General features: G+C 44.4%; 15 protein-coding genes. 1 reads left to right on the top strand and 14 read right to left on the bottom strand.

Annotated features, from left to right (window positions below):
• Positions 1-39 precede the first annotated feature (39 nt).
• The 14 genes from H0Z19_RS01380 to H0Z19_RS01315 all read right to left on the bottom strand — a co-directional run bounded on the left by H0Z19_RS01380 (position 40) and on the right by H0Z19_RS01315 (position 9,316).
• Positions 40-951 carry a hypothetical protein gene (locus tag H0Z19_RS01380; protein ID WP_290723074.1) on the bottom strand — a complete coding sequence of 304 codons (912 nt, stop codon included), beginning with the start codon at positions 949-951 and terminating at the stop codon, positions 40-42.
• On the bottom strand, positions 941-1,771 hold the full coding sequence (locus H0Z19_RS01375; protein WP_290723072.1) for a hypothetical protein: 831 nt from the start codon (positions 1,769-1,771) through the stop codon (positions 941-943). Before H0Z19_RS01375 ends, H0Z19_RS01380 begins: the two co-directional genes overlap by 11 nt.
• Entirely contained in the window at positions 1,768-2,790 is a 1,023-nt protein-coding gene (locus H0Z19_RS01370; protein ID WP_290723070.1) for a signal peptidase I, read from the bottom strand. The genes H0Z19_RS01375 and H0Z19_RS01370 overlap by 4 nt, the downstream gene beginning before the upstream one ends.
• Positions 2,777-3,235, bottom strand: coding sequence for a DUF1102 domain-containing protein (locus tag H0Z19_RS01365; protein WP_290723069.1), 459 nt, complete (start codon positions 3,233-3,235; stop codon positions 2,777-2,779). Before H0Z19_RS01365 ends, H0Z19_RS01370 begins: the two co-directional genes overlap by 14 nt.
• A gap of 34 nt (positions 3,236-3,269) precedes the next feature.
• Entirely contained in the window at positions 3,270-3,800 is a 531-nt protein-coding gene (locus H0Z19_RS01360; RefSeq protein WP_290723067.1) for a DUF1102 domain-containing protein, read from the bottom strand.
• Positions 3,800-4,390: a DUF1102 domain-containing protein gene (locus H0Z19_RS01355; protein ID WP_290723064.1), complete on the bottom strand. Its 591-nt coding sequence runs from the start codon at positions 4,388-4,390 to the stop codon at positions 3,800-3,802. The genes H0Z19_RS01360 and H0Z19_RS01355 overlap by 1 nt, the downstream gene beginning before the upstream one ends.
• Before the next feature lie 113 nt (positions 4,391-4,503).
• Positions 4,504-4,650, bottom strand: coding sequence for a hypothetical protein (locus H0Z19_RS01350; protein WP_290723062.1), 147 nt, complete (start codon positions 4,648-4,650; stop codon positions 4,504-4,506).
• A 98-nt stretch (positions 4,651-4,748) separates the two neighbouring features.
• Positions 4,749-5,000: a winged helix-turn-helix domain-containing protein gene (locus H0Z19_RS01345; RefSeq protein WP_290723060.1), complete on the bottom strand. Its 252-nt coding sequence runs from the start codon at positions 4,998-5,000 to the stop codon at positions 4,749-4,751.
• A 142-nt stretch (positions 5,001-5,142) separates the two neighbouring features.
• Positions 5,143-6,207 carry a sodium ion-translocating decarboxylase subunit beta gene (locus tag H0Z19_RS01340; RefSeq protein ID WP_290723058.1) on the bottom strand — a complete coding sequence of 355 codons (1,065 nt, stop codon included), beginning with the start codon at positions 6,205-6,207 and terminating at the stop codon, positions 5,143-5,145.
• A 4-nt stretch (positions 6,208-6,211) separates the two neighbouring features.
• The gene (locus H0Z19_RS01335) at positions 6,212-6,646 is read right to left on the bottom strand and encodes a biotin/lipoyl-containing protein (RefSeq protein WP_290723057.1); all 435 of its coding nucleotides are present in this window, start codon (positions 6,644-6,646) and stop codon (positions 6,212-6,214) included.
• The gene (locus H0Z19_RS01330) at positions 6,643-6,939 is read right to left on the bottom strand and encodes an OadG family protein (protein ID WP_290723056.1); all 297 of its coding nucleotides are present in this window, start codon (positions 6,937-6,939) and stop codon (positions 6,643-6,645) included. The genes H0Z19_RS01335 and H0Z19_RS01330 overlap by 4 nt, the downstream gene beginning before the upstream one ends.
• Before the next feature lie 37 nt (positions 6,940-6,976).
• On the bottom strand, positions 6,977-7,612 hold the full coding sequence (locus H0Z19_RS01325) for a fibrillarin-like rRNA/tRNA 2'-O-methyltransferase (protein ID WP_290723054.1): 636 nt from the start codon (positions 7,610-7,612) through the stop codon (positions 6,977-6,979).
• Positions 7,609-8,394: an RNA-processing protein gene (locus H0Z19_RS01320; RefSeq protein ID WP_290723052.1), complete on the bottom strand. Its 786-nt coding sequence runs from the start codon at positions 8,392-8,394 to the stop codon at positions 7,609-7,611. The genes H0Z19_RS01325 and H0Z19_RS01320 overlap by 4 nt, the downstream gene beginning before the upstream one ends.
• Positions 8,375-9,316, bottom strand: a complete 942-nt coding sequence (locus H0Z19_RS01315; RefSeq protein ID WP_290723050.1) for a beta-ribofuranosylaminobenzene 5'-phosphate synthase — start codon at positions 9,314-9,316, stop codon at positions 8,375-8,377. Before H0Z19_RS01315 ends, H0Z19_RS01320 begins: the two co-directional genes overlap by 20 nt.
• Before the next feature lie 113 nt (positions 9,317-9,429).
• On the opposite strand from H0Z19_RS01315, the gene H0Z19_RS01310 reads away from it, so the two are divergent.
• The gene (locus H0Z19_RS01310; RefSeq protein ID WP_290723048.1) at positions 9,430-16,656 is read left to right on the top strand and encodes a right-handed parallel beta-helix repeat-containing protein; all 7,227 of its coding nucleotides are present in this window, start codon (positions 9,430-9,432) and stop codon (positions 16,654-16,656) included.
• Positions 16,657-16,693 lie beyond the last annotated feature (37 nt).

Below are 16,693 nucleotides of genomic sequence, written 5' to 3'. Positions count from 1 at the left end.
CAAGATATCATATGAAAAATAAAAATTGAGTTTTTAAAATTACCGCTCCCGATACTCGTAAACCACACCTTCTGCTACTATCGAGTAAACAGCAACACCGTCAATCTCCGTTCTGACTACAGGGCTGTCCGACATTGCAAAAACCTTTTTGAGGTCTTCCTCACTTTCAAGTATAATTTTGTCCCCCTCTCTTCTACCGCTGACGACGTGTGGGTTCTTCTTCTCCCTCCTTATCAAGTCTCTGTTGATCACCGCAACTGGTATTGCAGTAAAAATGGCCATCGCAGCATAGAATATCCTTGCGTTGTTCACACTGACACCGCCAAAGCTGTTCTCCGTAACCTCTCTCGTACTGTAAACCGTTCTTGTGCTCTTCGATGTATCTGAGAAGCTGTAAAGGCTGCTACCTTCATTCAGCGTAACTGTGTGGTTAAAACTCTCATTTTCGGTGTTTGCCGTGAAAATGATTTCCGTAACTCCTGCAAGTCTCGGCAATGCCGTCCCATCTTTCACCACATTGAGCATTTCATTCATCTCGGCGAAGTTCAGCGTAACTGGAATGGTTACGTTTCCAACAAATTCTCCCTGCTCTTCCCTCAGCGTTTCCTCCCAGACCTGAACCTTGCTCCTGCCTTCCTGCACGTAGTATGTTGTCTTTACAACCATTCTATACTCTCCGACCTTTTCAGGGCTTACAGTGTAGCTGTAAACACCTTCAATGCTCTCGGTTATCCCCTCAGGATAGTAATCAAGCGACGCCTTCCTGCCGTAAATTGATTCATTCGAGAGCGTTGCATAATGCTCAAAGTTCCCCTTCTGCACAACAACCTCATCAACAACATTTTTGACGTTCTCAGATGGCGTTGAGAACGCGTAAACAGCCATAACAGCCAGCAGAACCCCTGTGACTGACAGCGCCACCGTGGCTATATTTTTATACTTACTCTCCATTATTAACACCTCTCACTGCATTAACGATGATGGGATTGCTGACTATTCCAAGCCCCTTTATTTCCGCACCATCGTTAAGATTGTAACTTCCCGGACTCGTGAACTCCTGCTTCCCTGCAGGGTTGAGCTTCGTTGCAACCGTAACGTCCATAAATTCTGACCCTTCAACGTGGACTTCCCATACTATTTTAGTCACACCGCTTCTTCCCACTCCAGGATGATGCTCTGTGTGACTGCCACTGGATGAAGTTATACTCAGAACCTCGAATTCTGCCGGGATTGTGTCAAGGATTGTATAATTACCCCCGATTTTACTTTCAACAAGAATTCTGAACGTCCAGACCTCTCTCTCAAACAGCGGAACTTCTGTGTCCCCTTCGAAAAGTATCTTGCTTATTTTTACCAGCGGATCAACAACCTTAACGCTGCACGCAGGGATTCTGGCTGAGCCGTTTGCCCAGAACGCTTCGATATCTATCGGGATTGTGTATTCACCCTGATCTCCTGTGAACTCAGCCTGAACAAGCTTCTCCTCACCTGCATACAGAAACGTTGGATTGGTGAATGTTAAAATGTCATCAGGTGTGGAGAAATACAGCTCAGCGTCCTCTCCAAGGTTGTTTCTAACTGAAATTACACCTGAGCTTTCTCCGCTCTGCAAGTAGAGCGTTATTTCCGGACATTCAAATGCTATGTAAGAGCTGTTGTTGTCCGCGATGCTGACGGCAACACCCCTCGCTCCATAATACTCTCTGAAGTTCCCGCTCGCCCCCAGAACGAGCACGAGAGTAGCTGCAAGAATTAATATTAACTTTTTCATAATTTCAACCTCCTTCTTTTATTCAATCTTATAACCTCCTCCTCTCCCGCATTTGTTGCGTAGTAGATTACACTCAAAACCACCGCAAACTCCATTGCGAAGGCTGCAAGCGGTAGGAGAGGACTTAAACTGTGCATTCTGATTATGATCTCCGACGGAAGAATTAGCGGATAAGCCTGAACCACTATTTCGTCATAATAAATTCTCGTTTCTGAAGGAACTTTAACGTGAACGTTCAATTCTGCCTTCTCCCCTGCTGAGAGAATTTTGCTTGATTCCTGCAATTCAGCCCTATCACTTTCTAAACTGAAAACGTAAATGAGCGGGAATAGGGCGTTGTTCTTTATCTCAATCTGCTTATCAAACTCCGAATCGGGCAGATACCATCCCTCCCTCTGACCACCTGCTAAGGTTGAGGCATAGCTGAAACCAGCAGTCCCCCATGTGGCCAGTATGGAGAGAAGAAGCATGGCAATCGACACTGTTGAGACTGCAACATAGAGAGTCTCGTATCTCAGCCTGTAAACCTTCTTTTCCTTTTTCCTTTCTTCTCCCCTCCCTGTTAACAGCGTCGCTCCGCCTATTATCATGAAAACTGCCAACAATATGTTTATCGTTGTTCCAGAAAGTTTCTGGATATAGTTTCCAACTTCTGGAACTTTTAGTGGAGTGCCAAAGATTATTGGAACTACTCCAGCAACGCTCTCCCTTTTGACCGTGTTCGTACCTCCCTGCTGGTCTGTGGCAATATTGTGGTCACCTTTGGTAATGTAACCTCCATCAGTCTCCGCCACAACTCTGTGAACTGTCCAGTGACCGTTCAGGTTGAAAACGACTATGTCGTCCGGCTTTGCTTCTGCAAGTGGATTTATGAGGAAAAGGTCACCTCTGTTTAAAGTTGGAGTCATGCTGTCTGAAGTTACGTAAGACAGCAGAACTGGCCTGTTAAGCACGAATCCTGCTGTTGATGCCAGCAGGAACGCCAGTAAAACGAGCAGGAGAATATCAGACAGTTTCATTGCAACCGCCTTCCAGTATCTGAATGCTGTAATACTCCTCCATCAGTCCAAGCTCTGCTGCGTTGAACTCCACACCCACAGACATGCTTTCATTCACAGCGAGTGTGAAGCTGATTGCTGGCAAAGAGTCTCCGTCAGTGTAAAATTTTACCAGATCACTCTGAGACTCGAGTTCAACGCAAACCGGAAAGCTGTTGCTGTTTTCTATGGTTAAAAGGTCATCAAATCTGTAAACTGACCCCGGACTCAGGCCATTGCCATAGCCCGGATAGTTCGGGTTGTTTTCGGTAATATCTATCGTCAGGTTGTTCTCGTTATTTGCGTAGGGTGAGGTAGAGTAAAGCAAAATTCCACTAATGGTATCTGCAGCCATGACAGATATGGCTGGAGCTCTCAATCCGAGAGCTATGAGAAGTAATATTATCGCAATTATGATTTTTTTCATTTGCTTTCCTCATAAAAAAATTAAAGTTGGGAGCTTACTCACCGCAAGCTCCTGCTACGGCAACAATACTCATCTGAACATGTTGTGCGCCCATTTCTTTGTCGGTGTTGTTGAATACGAATCCAACTGGAACTGGCTCGTCATGGTACACGGTAAACTGCAATTGCGTTCCTGGACCACTAATTGGGTTGTCGTAGTCCCCGGCAAAGACTTCAACACCATCACTTATCGATATCTGCACGCAAACCGGGAAATCACCATTTTCATTCTCCCAAAGCTCGTTGCTTACGTTGAACATCTCTTCAAACACGTATATTGTGTTGACGCTCATTCCGTCACCATAACCCGGATAATTCGGGTTGTTGGGTGACATCTCAATGGTCAACTTTCCATTATTCAGGTAGGCATAGGGTTGCAATGGAGTTAGATCGATGAACTCGTTGTCATCTGACGTAATGTTCACGGTTATGCTCCTTTCAGCTTCGTAATACCTAAAGTTTGCTCCCGCCCCTATCGTCAGCGTTAAGCCAACAATCAGAAGCAGAAGACCTGCTAACTTTTTCATTATATCACCTGTCCACAGTTACTCAGCTCAGCAGGCTCTGTTCCAAGCCTGTAGGCCTTCACTGTCATTGTCAAATCCCACACATCTCCCGGACTGTCTCCGTTAGCGCTGAGGTCCATTCCAATCTTCTTCTCTGAGTTTGGCCCAAGAACGAAGCACACATCATCCCTGGCACTGTCTGAAGCTGTTGCTGCTGCACCACCATCCACCGCATAAACTCCACCCTCGTGTGAGTAGAATTCAACGTGCGTGTTGGATGATGTAATTCTCACAACTATTGGCATGTTTTCCCAGAGATGGTTGCTCACTGCAAAAACCTCGTTGAAGTTGTACTCGCTTGCCGGGCTAATTCCATCGCCGTAACCCGGATAATTCGGGTTGTTGGGCGAGAAGTCAACTACAAGCTCTCCGTTGTCAGCGATATAAGCATAGGGCTGAATAGGTTTCAGGTCTATCAGCTCCGTATCGTCAGTTGTTATGTTCCAGTGGATGCTTCTATCTGCGTTGTAGTCACTAAAGGTAGCGCTTACACCAATGACAAGGCTCAGAGCCACCATTGCTCCCAATATACCCAATGGCATTTTTCTCATTTTTTCACCTCACTTTCTCGGCATTCAGCCGATAAGATATGTTGTTCAAAATGTTATATATAATATTTGAAAATAAAATCAGAAGCCAAAATTAGAAAGGATTTTCAGTAAGATTACTCAGTAGGAAGGTTCAGAAACTTATCTCCCCACTCAGTAATCACGATTTCTCCGTCTTTTATTTCTACCAATCCGAGTTCAAGCAAAATATTGAGTTCTTTTCGCGATAACTTTTCTTTTGGCAGCCTTTTGTCTTTTATCATTTCCAGGATTTTGTCAATATTTTTTAACATGGTTTGAATTGTGTGGCAAGAATATTTAAAGAATTCGAAGTATAGCTACTGAACTTATGCTCTGAGGTTTACTCAGCTAACACTTCCAGTTCACCGTATTTTTTTACAAAATCTCTCCCCTTCTCAGTGGTGCTGTATATCTTTTTCCCGTTTTCTGAGGTTAACACAAGAAAATCTTTATCGAGAAGGTATTCAATGTAATTTTGAGCCATTTTGAAGTTTATGTTCGCACCGTAAACTATCCTGGTCATATTTGCCCCGCTGCCTGTCACTTTCAAAATGGCAACGAAAATCTCGAAACGCGACCTTTTCTCTCCCATAACCACATTAAATTTACAAATTATTTATAGATTTCTGTTTCTATTATTGTTATCATCATAATATTTCGAAATTCGTGAATAAATAAAAGAATCAAATATTTATAAAATCTTTTTCTCTAAAGCTTTTTATTCTGATTCAGGCTCAGCCAAGAAGCTGAATCAGCACTCCTGCAGCAACCGCAGATCCGATAACCCCAGCCACGTTCGGCCCCATCGCATGCATGAGAATGTGGTTTGAAGGATCCTCCTCGACTGCGAGCCTCTGCACGACTCTTGCTGACATTGGAACAGCTGAAACTCCTGCAGCACCAATCATTGGGTTGATCTTCTCCTCAAGAAACAGGTTCATCAGCTTGGCAAGCAGCACACCTCCTGCAGTTGCTGCGGCAAAGGCAACAACTCCAAGAGCTAAGACAAGAAGTGTTTTCTGAGTGAGGAAACTCTCTGCCCTCATCGTGCTTCCAACGGAGAGGCCGAGAATTATCGTCATTATGTTCATCAGCTCCTCACTCGCCCCCTTCGCCAGCCTGTCGGTGACACCGCTCTCTCTGAACAGGTTGCCCGTCATGAGCATTCCCACAAGGGGGAGAGCTTTAGGGGCGAGGAAACCGGAAATGATTATTGTTGCAATCGGAAAGATTATTTTCTCCCTCTTTGACACCACTCTGAGCTGCTTCATCTTTATCTTTCTCTCCCTGCTCGTCGTGAGTGCTTTGATGATGGGCGGCTGGATAATCGGGACGAGAGACATGTAGCTGTAGGCTGCAACAGCTGTAGCTGCGAGCAGGTGTGGGGCGAGGATCGTTGTTGTGTAAATCGTCGTCGGGCCGTCAGCGCCGCCGATTATGCCTATTGATGCAGCCTCCTGCGGGGTGAAGCCGAGAAATAGGGCGGCAATCAGGGCTGCAAAAATGCCAATCTGGGCTGCAGCGCCCAGCAAGAACGTTTTCGGATTTGCGAGTAAAGGCGAGAAGTCCGTTAAAGCTCCCAAACCGAGGAATATTAGCAGGGGGACTATTTCAGTGTGGATGAGGTACTTCAGGAAGAGGTCGAAAATGCTTCCCTCCTCAGCCAGCCCCGCACAGGGAATGTTGACTAGAATTGCCCCTATCCCGATCGGGACGAGGAGGAGGGGTTCCATTTTCTTGGCTATCCCTAAATAAATCAAAACCAATCCAGCACCTATCATCACAAGGCTTCCGAGCATCAGCTCACCGCTGAATGATTGCCACAACATCTCCCGCTTCTATCCTCTGCCCCTCCTTCACCGTGATTTCGGCCACAACACCATCAACGGGGCTTACGATTTCATTTTCCATCTTCATCGACTCGATTATCACAACCGGATCTCCAGCCTTTACCCTGTCTCCCGGATTAACAAGGACTTTCAGCACGACTCCCGGAAGCATCGACGTTACAGCATCTCCAGTTCCCTTCAGCTCATTCCTGACTTCAGATATCAGAGCAGAAGGTGCAACTGGCTCGAACTGTGTTCTTTCCACTGTTCTTTCCACCCTCTCGTAGATGTCCTCAACAACAACCTCAGCCTCCTTTTCGCCAACCTTTACTCTGTAAACACCCTCTCTGAGCTTCTCCACCCCAACTTTGAAGTCCGCTCCGTCCACCCTGATTCTGTAAAACCTCATTCCACCCACCTCATTGCATACAGCCTGGCAACCTTTTTCCAGTTCTTTGGAGCTTTAACATCCACAACCTGCACCCCTTCATGCCTCATCAGTGCGGCAACGATTGCAAAAATCTCCTTATCGCTAAACCCTGCCTCCTTCAACTCGGAGACTGGTTTTACTTCAATTTTCTCCTTAACCTCTCCCCTTCCTGCCAGCTTTCCCATAATCCACATAAATAGCGCCAAAACAGATAGAACGAGAAATACAACGCTCATTCCCTCCACTGTGAGCATTAAGGCCAGATCTATCATCCATCCTCCCTAAACCTTATGATTAAAAAGTTTTGGTTTACTCGGATTTGTAAGCGTGGACGAATATGTGATCCTTATGGTAGGGCATCAAGCTTCCATGGTTGACGATTTTAAACCTCTCACCCATTTTTCTCAGAACCGACTCAAAAACCTCTTCAGGCTCAGCAGTGGAGTCTACGCTCCTCGCCTTGACCATTATAACTATCTCACCACCCTTTTCGAGGAAGAACTCAGCATTGCTCTCCAGTATTTCAATCTGGTTTTTCTGGGCAATATCTTGATAGATGAGGTCGACCTTCTCAACTATTCCGCTGTACTTCCAGGGCTTTGATGCATCGAATAGAAGGGGGATTATGTTGTCCCTTTCCCTGGCAAGCTCTAAAAGCTTTTCAAAGGGCTTGGCTGCGTACTCAACAGCATAAATCACCCCTTCATCCACGATGTCTGCCAGATGACTTACAGTCGTCCCGCTTGCAGCACCAAGGTAGAGTACTTTCTCATCCCCTTTCAGCTTAAGCCTGTGACCTTTTAAAATCATCGCTGCAAGCTTGCTTCTCCACGGAATCCACTCTCTGAAGCCATCAAAGACTTTTTCGCCGTAGTGAGAGCCGTACTTGCTCTTAGTCACCAGCGTTCCGTCCTTCAGGTAAACGTTTCTCATTAGTTCTTTCATTTCCTCCTCAACTCCTCGTATCTCCTCCTGATGCTCTCGTAAAGGTTTTCATCGACCTCTCCCCTGAAATAGTCGATTTTTGCCGCAATAGCAAGCTTTGCAGCCAAGAACCTTGCCATCTTTCCCCTTTTGGTTTTAGGCAGAGTTCTTATGAAGGGGTGCAGGAATATAATTCCGTGCTTTGGTATTTTTGCCTTCTTACCCTTCCTCATTCTTGCAAATGCCTTGTAAAGGCTCTTTTCAGCTCCAATTACCTGAACCTTGCTTGCCGGCAACCTTACCAGCTTTTCCATACTCCCAGCCCTTTCGAGGATCTTTGCTGCAATCTTTGCCCCAACAAGCTCCGTCATGTTCGGTGCTATCTTTTTCATTACGTCTTCAATTTCTCTCTCCACTTCCTTCCTCAGCTCCCTCAACTCTCTGATTTTACTCTCAAAGCTCTCCGTTATATCGGACTCCTTGACGGCTTTTATGTCCTCAAGCTTCTCGTTGAGCATGTTTATTGCTTCATCAATCTCCTCAAGAGCTTTCACGAGTGCAACAACATACCTGTCCTCCCTCTTCAGTTCCCTCTCAACCTGCTTTTCAGACACCTGCAGAGCGGTTTTGCGTAAAATTCGGTAATAACTCTCCCCCAAAACCTGCATTCCAAGCTCAGAAACGTTAAAAGGAAGCGGAGAGGGATTTTCGGCCTTTAAAAAAGATTCTTCGAAATTCTCACTGAGCTTAACTTCTTTTCCGTCGTAAACACCAAACCAGAGGTTATATTTCAATTTCGACACCTCTGTTTCTCGCCTTTGTTATCAAAGTCCTGCACTCATACCCCCTTTCTGCGAAGTAATCTCTAAAGCTCCTCTCAATCTCCCTAGCATTCGTGTCTGTGATGGCGTAAACTGTAGGGCCAGTGGAGCTCATTCCCGCGCAGTCTGCAAGGTCGAAGCAACCTTTAATCAGATCACCATACTGCTCAACTTCCGCTTTCTTGAAGCCAAGCTCCTGAATTCGTTTTATTGTCGCTGCAAGACTGTCGAGATCGGCTTCAACAACCGCCGGGAGCATTTTCATGAGTATGAGGTGGCAAATCTCCCTGACATCATCAAGCGGAACGGGACAGCTTTTCTGAAACAGGTTGATTTCCGCATCCCCAAAAAAGCCCTTCAGTTCAGGAATTGCAAGAACAACATCCCAGTTAGGGAAGTCGAGCCTCGCAATCATAGGGGCAGGTTTGGCCTTGCTGGCTGATGATGGCAGGAAGCTCTTCTTCTCCTTCGTTGAGTGGCCGCCATCTACAACCAGCCCTCCGTAGTCAAAGACAGCAACTCCAATGCCAGAAGTCCCCCCTCTGCCCATTATTTCTGCAATCTGCCTCGTTGTTAGATTCAAACTGTAAAGCTCGCTGAACGCTTTTCCAACGGCAAGGCTGATCTGCGTACCACTTCCAAGTCCGACGTGAGCTTCATAATCGGAGAGCACCTCAATTTCGGCACCTTTCCCGCAGTATTTGATCATTTTTTCTGCTGAGAGATTGAATCTCTCGCGGTTGATTGGCTCTCCTTTGAGAATAAAATCATCGTGTTCTTTAACTCTGATTTCGATGTGGGGCTCTTCCAGAGCCAGCCCCACACCACCATCCACTCTCCCTATCGCACCGTTGAGGTCGATGAGCGTGATGTGAACTCTTGAGGGCGTCCTCAATTTTAGCATAGCAGGTTATTGATTTAAGGTTTAAAAACGCTTTTCAAATATTGGCCTTGATTACAATAATAGTCATCAGCTAAAGGTTTTAATATAGTGTAATTACTTTTCAGAGAGTAAAGATGAAAGAGGTTAGACTGATAGCAGTTGCAGTAGCATTAGTTCTAATCTCCAACTTAGCCGGTAGTTTGGAGAATGACGTTTCTGGAAATAAAACAATCTCTGTGGGACAAGTTTACTTTCCCGGTGAAAAAGTTGTTGTCTGGTCAAGTTTTGTGCCTGAAGTGGCAAAGCTGGTCGATCCATCGGGCAAGGTTCATGAGCTGAAGTTTGAGGAAAAGGATAGTGGCTTTGAGGCAGAATTCGAGCTAAAGAAAGACATTGTTTTGGGGGAATATCTGGTTTTTGTGGACAACATTACCGCTGAATTTTATGTGGACAGCTATTCCATCTCGGCAGATTACAGGGATGGAGCAATTGTCGGTAACGTGAGCTACTTTTTTATTGAGCCCAAATACGTTGAGTACGAGATCAAACCTGATGGTAGAAAGGGGAGCGTTGAAGTAATTAATGGTAGCTTTACAATTCCTGTCGGTTTTGGGGAGTATGAAGTGCTTTTAAAATGTGGAAATGCCGGGCACAAGCTGAACATATCGCCAAAGCTGGAACTGAATGTTGAGGTTGAGGCTGCCAACAACACCAGCGTGGTTTGGGGTTTAATAACCGTTGATGGCAAAAATGTCAGAGGAAATCTAAGCTACTGGTTTGATGGGGAGGAGAAAAAAGAGATTCGCGTAAATGGAAGCTTTGAGTTAGTTTTGAACAAGACCGGTAAGCTCCATTTGAGGGCAGAGGTTGGAAGCCTGATTGTCGAGAAGGTTCTGAAAATCGGTAAAGAAAAGAGGGAAGTTGAGGTAGGTGAAGTTTACTATCCCGGAGATGTTGTAGTTATTAAGACGAATTTCAAGCTTAAGAAAGCGTTTGTTTTAAGTCCGGCTGATGTAAAGTATAAGCTTGAGTTTGAGAATTATACAGCGAAATTTGAGCTGAAAAAGGATGTAGTTCTCGGAAACTACACAGTTGTTGTGGATGGTGTTGTGAAGAGATTCACAGTTGACTTCTGCGAGCTTAATGCCAAAACTAACGGAAGCGTGATTGAGGGAGAAGCAAGCTGTTTCTTCTCGAAACCCTTCGTTGAGTACCAAATTGTTACCGAGGATGAGAAATTTGAGGGTGTTGCAGAGGTTATAAATGGCACCTTTGAGGTTAAACTGCCAGAAAAGGCAGGAGAGGTTTTTATAAGGTGTGGTAATGCCGAAGTTACCCTCAAAATCAGCCATAAGGAGGTTTTTGTTGAAGAATTATACTTCATCAACGATACGGTGGAGGTTAAGGCGAACTTCATGCCCTTGGAAGCTTATATCATTACACCATCAAACAGGACGGTGGAGTTGAACTTTTCAAAGAAGGGAGAATTATATGTTGCCGAAATTCTGGCTGAAGAGGTTGGGAAATACGAGTTGCATGTTGATGAACTCAACAAGAGCTTTTTCGTTGACGATTACAGCATTAATGTGAGTTTTAATGGTTCAGCAGTTGTCGGGGAAGTTAAATGGCATTTCGTTAAGCCAGAGTTTGTTTTCTACACTGCAGGAAAAGAGACTGGCAAGGTTGAGGTGGATGATGAGGGCAGGTTTGTCATTCCAGTTAAGCACATCTCCTCTAAGGCTGAGAAAATTGAGATAGAGTGTGGGAATGCCAAGTTTTCATTGGAAATCGTGATGGAAAGGACTCTGATAGCAAAGGACCTGTATTTCATTGGCGAAGAAGTTGTTGTAAAGGCCAACTTTGAACCTGCTAATGCTTACATCATTTTTGAGAATAACACCACACCAATCATTTTTGAAAGGTCTGAAAAAGACTGGGTTTACAGTTTTAAGGCAGAGAGAGTTGGGAAGTACGAGGTTTACGCTGATAACGTGAGTGTGAGTTTTTATGTTGATGATTACCAGATAGAAGCAGAACTGAACGGCAGCTTTGTGGAAGGAAAAGTTAGCTGGCATTTTGTTGAGCCGGAGTTTGTAAACTACACCTTTGAACCATCAAAAATCTCCGGTGTTGCAGAGCTGACAAACGGTAGCTTCAGGATAGAGATTCCTGGGAACTCAGAATTCGTTTTGATTGAATGCGGTAATGCTGAATTTAAACTCAACCTTACGGTTGGTTTAAGGGATTTTTACTTCATTAATGAGACCGTTGTATTGGATGTTGGATTTGAACCCAAAGTGGCCTTTATCAGGTTGGGTAATGAGACCTTTGATTTGACTTTTGAGGATGGAAAAGCAACATTTAAACCAGAGAAGGTAGGAATTTACGAGCTGGTTCTAGACAATTCAACTTTCAGTTTCATTGTCGATTCCTATAAGTTGAGAGCTGAAGCTGTTGGTTCAGAAGTGGTTGGAGAGGTTGAGTGGAACTTCGTCAAGCCAGAGTTTGTAGAATATGTTTTGTTGCCCATGAACTTAAGTGGTAATGTTGATGTCATTAATGGGAGCTTCGTTATTCCCATACCGGAGAACGTAACCTCTGTAAGGCTAAGGTGTGGAAATGCTGAGTTGGAGCTGAGCTGGAAAATCGTATCAGATAAAAGAGTTGTTGAATTCGAGGGAATGAAGTTTAACGTTTCCTTAGACAAGGGTAAATTTGACGAACTCAAGTTTGACGGTGAAAACGTCTCGATTGTTATAGCAAACCTGAAAGTTGGGGAGAAAGTTAACGTTACTGTTGAACTGCCATTCGAAATTCCAGAGGGCATGCACATCTACTACTGGAAGGAGTTTGATGGGAAGTTCATTCCAGTTAACTACACAGCCCACGGAAGGGAGATTACATTTACACTTCAGGATGGTGTTGTGGATGAGGACGGAAAAGCCGATGGAGTTATAGTTGACCCCATAAAGTTCTACATACCTCGCTTTAAGGTTGAGAGAGAGTTGAATGGTAAATCGGGGAAGCTGCATGTTTTCGATTTGAACGGAACGAAGCTTTATGATGTGAAGGTTGAGGTCAGCAAGGGAAATCTGAGCTATTTAGCTTTCGTTGATTCTGAAAACCTGCCTGAAAGGCCTGCAGAGTTTCCATACCAGCTCGTTAAGTTTAGGGTTGAAGGGTTGGAAGCTGGGGAGGAGGTTGAGGTTAAGATTGCCTATCCAAACCTTGAAGGTGCTTTAACGGATAACGGAGTGAAATACTACAAGTTCAATCCTGAAAGCCTTAACTGGTCTAATTTTTATGCAATGGCTGAAAACAGCACCGTGATTTTAAAACTGAGAGATGGCGGATATGGGGATGAGGATGGAAAGGAGAATGGTGTTTTAGTGGATGATGGAGGTATAGGGTGGGCTGGTTTCACAGGAGAATGGAGTGCATCAATTTGCAGGGATGGAAAAACAAATGAAGTGCATACCTACTGGGTTTACGTTCCATACGGGGATAGATTTACGATAAGTGTTTACGATGGGGATGACGGCTTTGTGTATAACAGGCGAACCTATCATTTCTGGCTCGATGTTTATTATCCAAATGGTGGAACATTTTACAATAGCTTTAACGCTACCTCAAGTGATGCCTGGGATTATTTCAACATAAACACGAACAATCAGTTCGGCTGGTGGAGAGTTGAAGTTCATGCAGACGATTGGTCTGGTTACAACGGCAACTACTACGGACTGAACATCACAGGTAGTGATGCTATCAACATTAAAGTGAACGAGAGCTGGAATATCGGCGGTGAAACTTTTTACGGAACTCCAGATGCAATAATTCTCGAGTACGATAATTCTGGAATATCAAACACGAGAGAGTTCTGGGTTTATGCTGACAACGATTTTGAAATTGCAATTTTCGATCCAGACTCTAATGTAGCAACTCTTGAGGTTACATATCCAGATGGGACTACTCTGTTATTTGCACCCGCTGGGAACAATCGATGGTGGACCCAATCGATAGATGTTTTTGATGCTGGATGGTTTAGAATTCTGCTTAATCAAACAAATAATTTTGACGATTACTCTACCGGTAACTTTATGAGAGTTGCTGTAAACCTAAGTGGTGGATTGTTCTTCAAACCCGTTGTTAATATAAAAGGAAGAGTTTTAGAAGATTTTTACCCCCTTGGGGTCAACAACGGCGAAGATGTGGGAGTTTCGAACGTAAGAGTGGCGTTGTTCGAAGATAGAAACGGAAATGGTCAGATAGATTTCTCCGACAAAATCAGGCAAATTTCCTACACAGATAGCAATGGAAATTACATTTTTACCATCACAAGAAACGTAGATAATTTTATCGTTGCTGTTGATTCGAAAACTGTAAGTTCTACAAGAGGATTAAACCCCGGCTATACTCAATCCCAGACATGGGCAGAGCAAACTTACCAGACAGAATGGGACGGTAGCAATTGGGTCGTTGTTAAAAAATTTGGAGGTCAAAATCCAGAAATTAGCGACAATTTTGGATTGAACTTTGAACACTATACAGGTGTCAACTTGAGCCATTATAACGGGGAGAGCATAGACTTCGGATTCAGCTTCGATGTAGTGGTTAACACAAAGGATGAGAATGCAGCTACATTAAAACCAATCGGAGAAGTTTTCATTGTAAATGACGTTGGATCGAGCTGGAAGAAAGTTTACCTCCATAACTACTACGAAAATCCCGTCATCGTCTGCACGTACAATTTACCAAGCTCATCTGATCCTTCTGCTGTCGTAAGATTGAGAAACGTAGACCATTACAGCTTTGAGATCAGAATCCAGAACCCCGGAGATTCGATGAGTCCAACACCTTCAGATGTTCACTGCATTGTGATGGAGGAAGGAAGCTGGACGCTTGAGGATGAGAGGAAGGTTGAGGCACATAGGGTTTTGAGCGGCGGGACAAATAGGCTGGGTAACTGGCAATCTTCGCTAATGGAGCAAATATCTTACAACTGGAGTTACACAAACCCTGTGGTCTTAGGACAGGTTATGAGCTATAACGACAGTAGATGGAGCGTCTTCTGGACTTGCAACGGAAATAAAAATAATCCTCCTGATTCTTCAAACCTCTATGTAGGAAAGCACATTGGTGAAGATATAGACACAACAAGAAATCCAGAACTGCTTGGAGTTATAGTCGTTGAACAGGGTTCAGGAGTTGTGAACGGTATGAGTTATGAAGCAAAGCTCGGTGATGACAGTATACGGGGCGTGGATAACGGCCCACCCTACACCTACACTCTCACTGGTGACTATTCCATAAGTATAGCTACTCAAAACGCCATGGATGGTGGGAACGGTGGATGGGCTGTGCTTTACGGTTCAAATCCTGTTAGCAATGTAATTCAGCTTGCAATAGATGAAGATCAAATTAGTGACGATGAGAGAAGACACACACATGAACAGGTTGCCTACTGGGTTTTCAACAAGTCAGGGGTTTTAACTGCTCGCATCGATTCGGAAAGAGCCTGCCAAGGCTGTTTAAGGCAGTTCATTCTTAACTCAAATGCCATACTAGGAAAGCAAAGATCTTATTTCGTAATGGCTGTTAATCCAAACTCTCAGGATTCAAGCGGAAGCTGGTGGAGCATACAATTGAACTCAGAGTTACCGACCATCACCGATTCAGTGGAGCTGAGCGGAACGGTGCTCAATCCAGACATGACGATAAGGGACTCAAATCCGGGATATGTGATTTACAACTACTCCACCCAAAGCCTTGAATCAACAGCAAGCCAGAAAACAATACCAGTCGGAGTTGGTAAAGATGGAATTCCCTTCAGTGGAGATGAAGAAGTGCTTGAGGCAATTCCCAAGCCAGAAGTGGAAATTTATGGAAGTGGAATTGCGGAAATTATTAACGTAACAGCAGACAATGTGGAGATTAGCGGGCTTGCACTCTTCGGTTCCAGCAGTAATGGAATTAAAATTGGTGAAGCTGAAAGGATATATGGCAACAACGCCAAATTAAGCCATGTATTTGTTGGGTCGAGAGCAAATGGTACTGATCCTGCGGAAAGTGGATTGAGCAGAAACGCTGGGATTGGAATGGTTGTTTATTCTAACAACACAAGCATCCACAATTCAATCTTTGCATTCAATGGAGGGACGGGACTTTACTTCTGGGGTGGTGGTGTTGACTACGGAAAAGTTGATGAAGTAATAGCTTACAGAAATGGATTGCAAAGCTCAAATGCTGATGGATCCGCTGTTGAAGGATATTTAACTGACGGTTACGACCAAAGAGCGAGTAATGTATCATTCAACAAGTGTCTTGCTTCAAACAATGCGGCTATGGGTATCGACACATGGTACGGTGATGAAGGTCTGAGCGTTAACAACAGCACTTTTGAATACAACGGCATCGGCAATGAGGCAGGACAGATAACAGAGACTGGAGGGATAAGAATTCTAACGAACGAAAGCTTCGTTTTCTACAATCTGATAAGGGAAAACAACGGGCCTGGAGTTGTCATTGGTAGAATGAGCGAATACAGCGTTAGAGGTGTACTTGTTAGATTTAATTCAATCTACAACAATGACAGGATAGGAATCGACATAGATGAACGCTTAAACAACCCCGGTACCTACACTGGAGACAATGTTACGCAAAACGATGGCCAGATTGATTGTTCACAACCCAACTGCGGAATTGACTATCCTGTGATAACTTCGGCTGTGCTCAATGATGACACACTTCACCTAACAGGATTCGTTGGTCCAGATAATGTGGGAGGAGATCCAAGCTTTGCAAATGCTATTGTTGATGTATACCTTGTCAAGAATTCGAATCGCGGAGATAACTTAAATGGTAATAATGTGTCCTCTGACGGCTCTGTCCTGAGCGATTTCTATGGAGAGGGGTGGATCTACCTCGGATCGCTTTCAACTGACGCTTCCGGTAGCTTCGCAGGAAATCTAGACGTTTCAGGAAAAGGTGTCGAAATTGGTTCTCTCATCTCTGCAGTCACGAACCTAAACAACAACATTTCTGAGTTTGGCCCAGACACAACAGTATCCATGAAGAGTATTAACGCTGAAGCCACGCTTAATGTCAATATAAACTCTGTTAATATTTCCGTAAAGGCGAGGGGAGATCTAAACGACATAAAAGTCTACTGGATAAAACCGGACAACCTGTCCATAACATCAATGACAGGCGATTTTGATGCAAACGGCACGTCAGGAAACGTTTACTGGTGGGAGTTCAGCAGCATCGCTGCTGGAGAAACGAAGTATGTGGATTTGGCAGTACGGCCCACGGGAGACTATAGTATGCTCCGGGCCTTTAACATCGGTATTGACCCTCGGTAGTCAGAGGAGTTTACTCAGCACTCCCAACCCCGAAAGA

It is taken from the genome of Archaeoglobus sp. (assembly GCF_017656475.1).
Taxonomy (GTDB): Archaea; Halobacteriota; Archaeoglobi; order Archaeoglobales; family Archaeoglobaceae; genus Archaeoglobus.
Note: the sequence above shows the minus strand (reverse complement) of the source record. Positions and strands in the feature narration are given on the sequence as shown.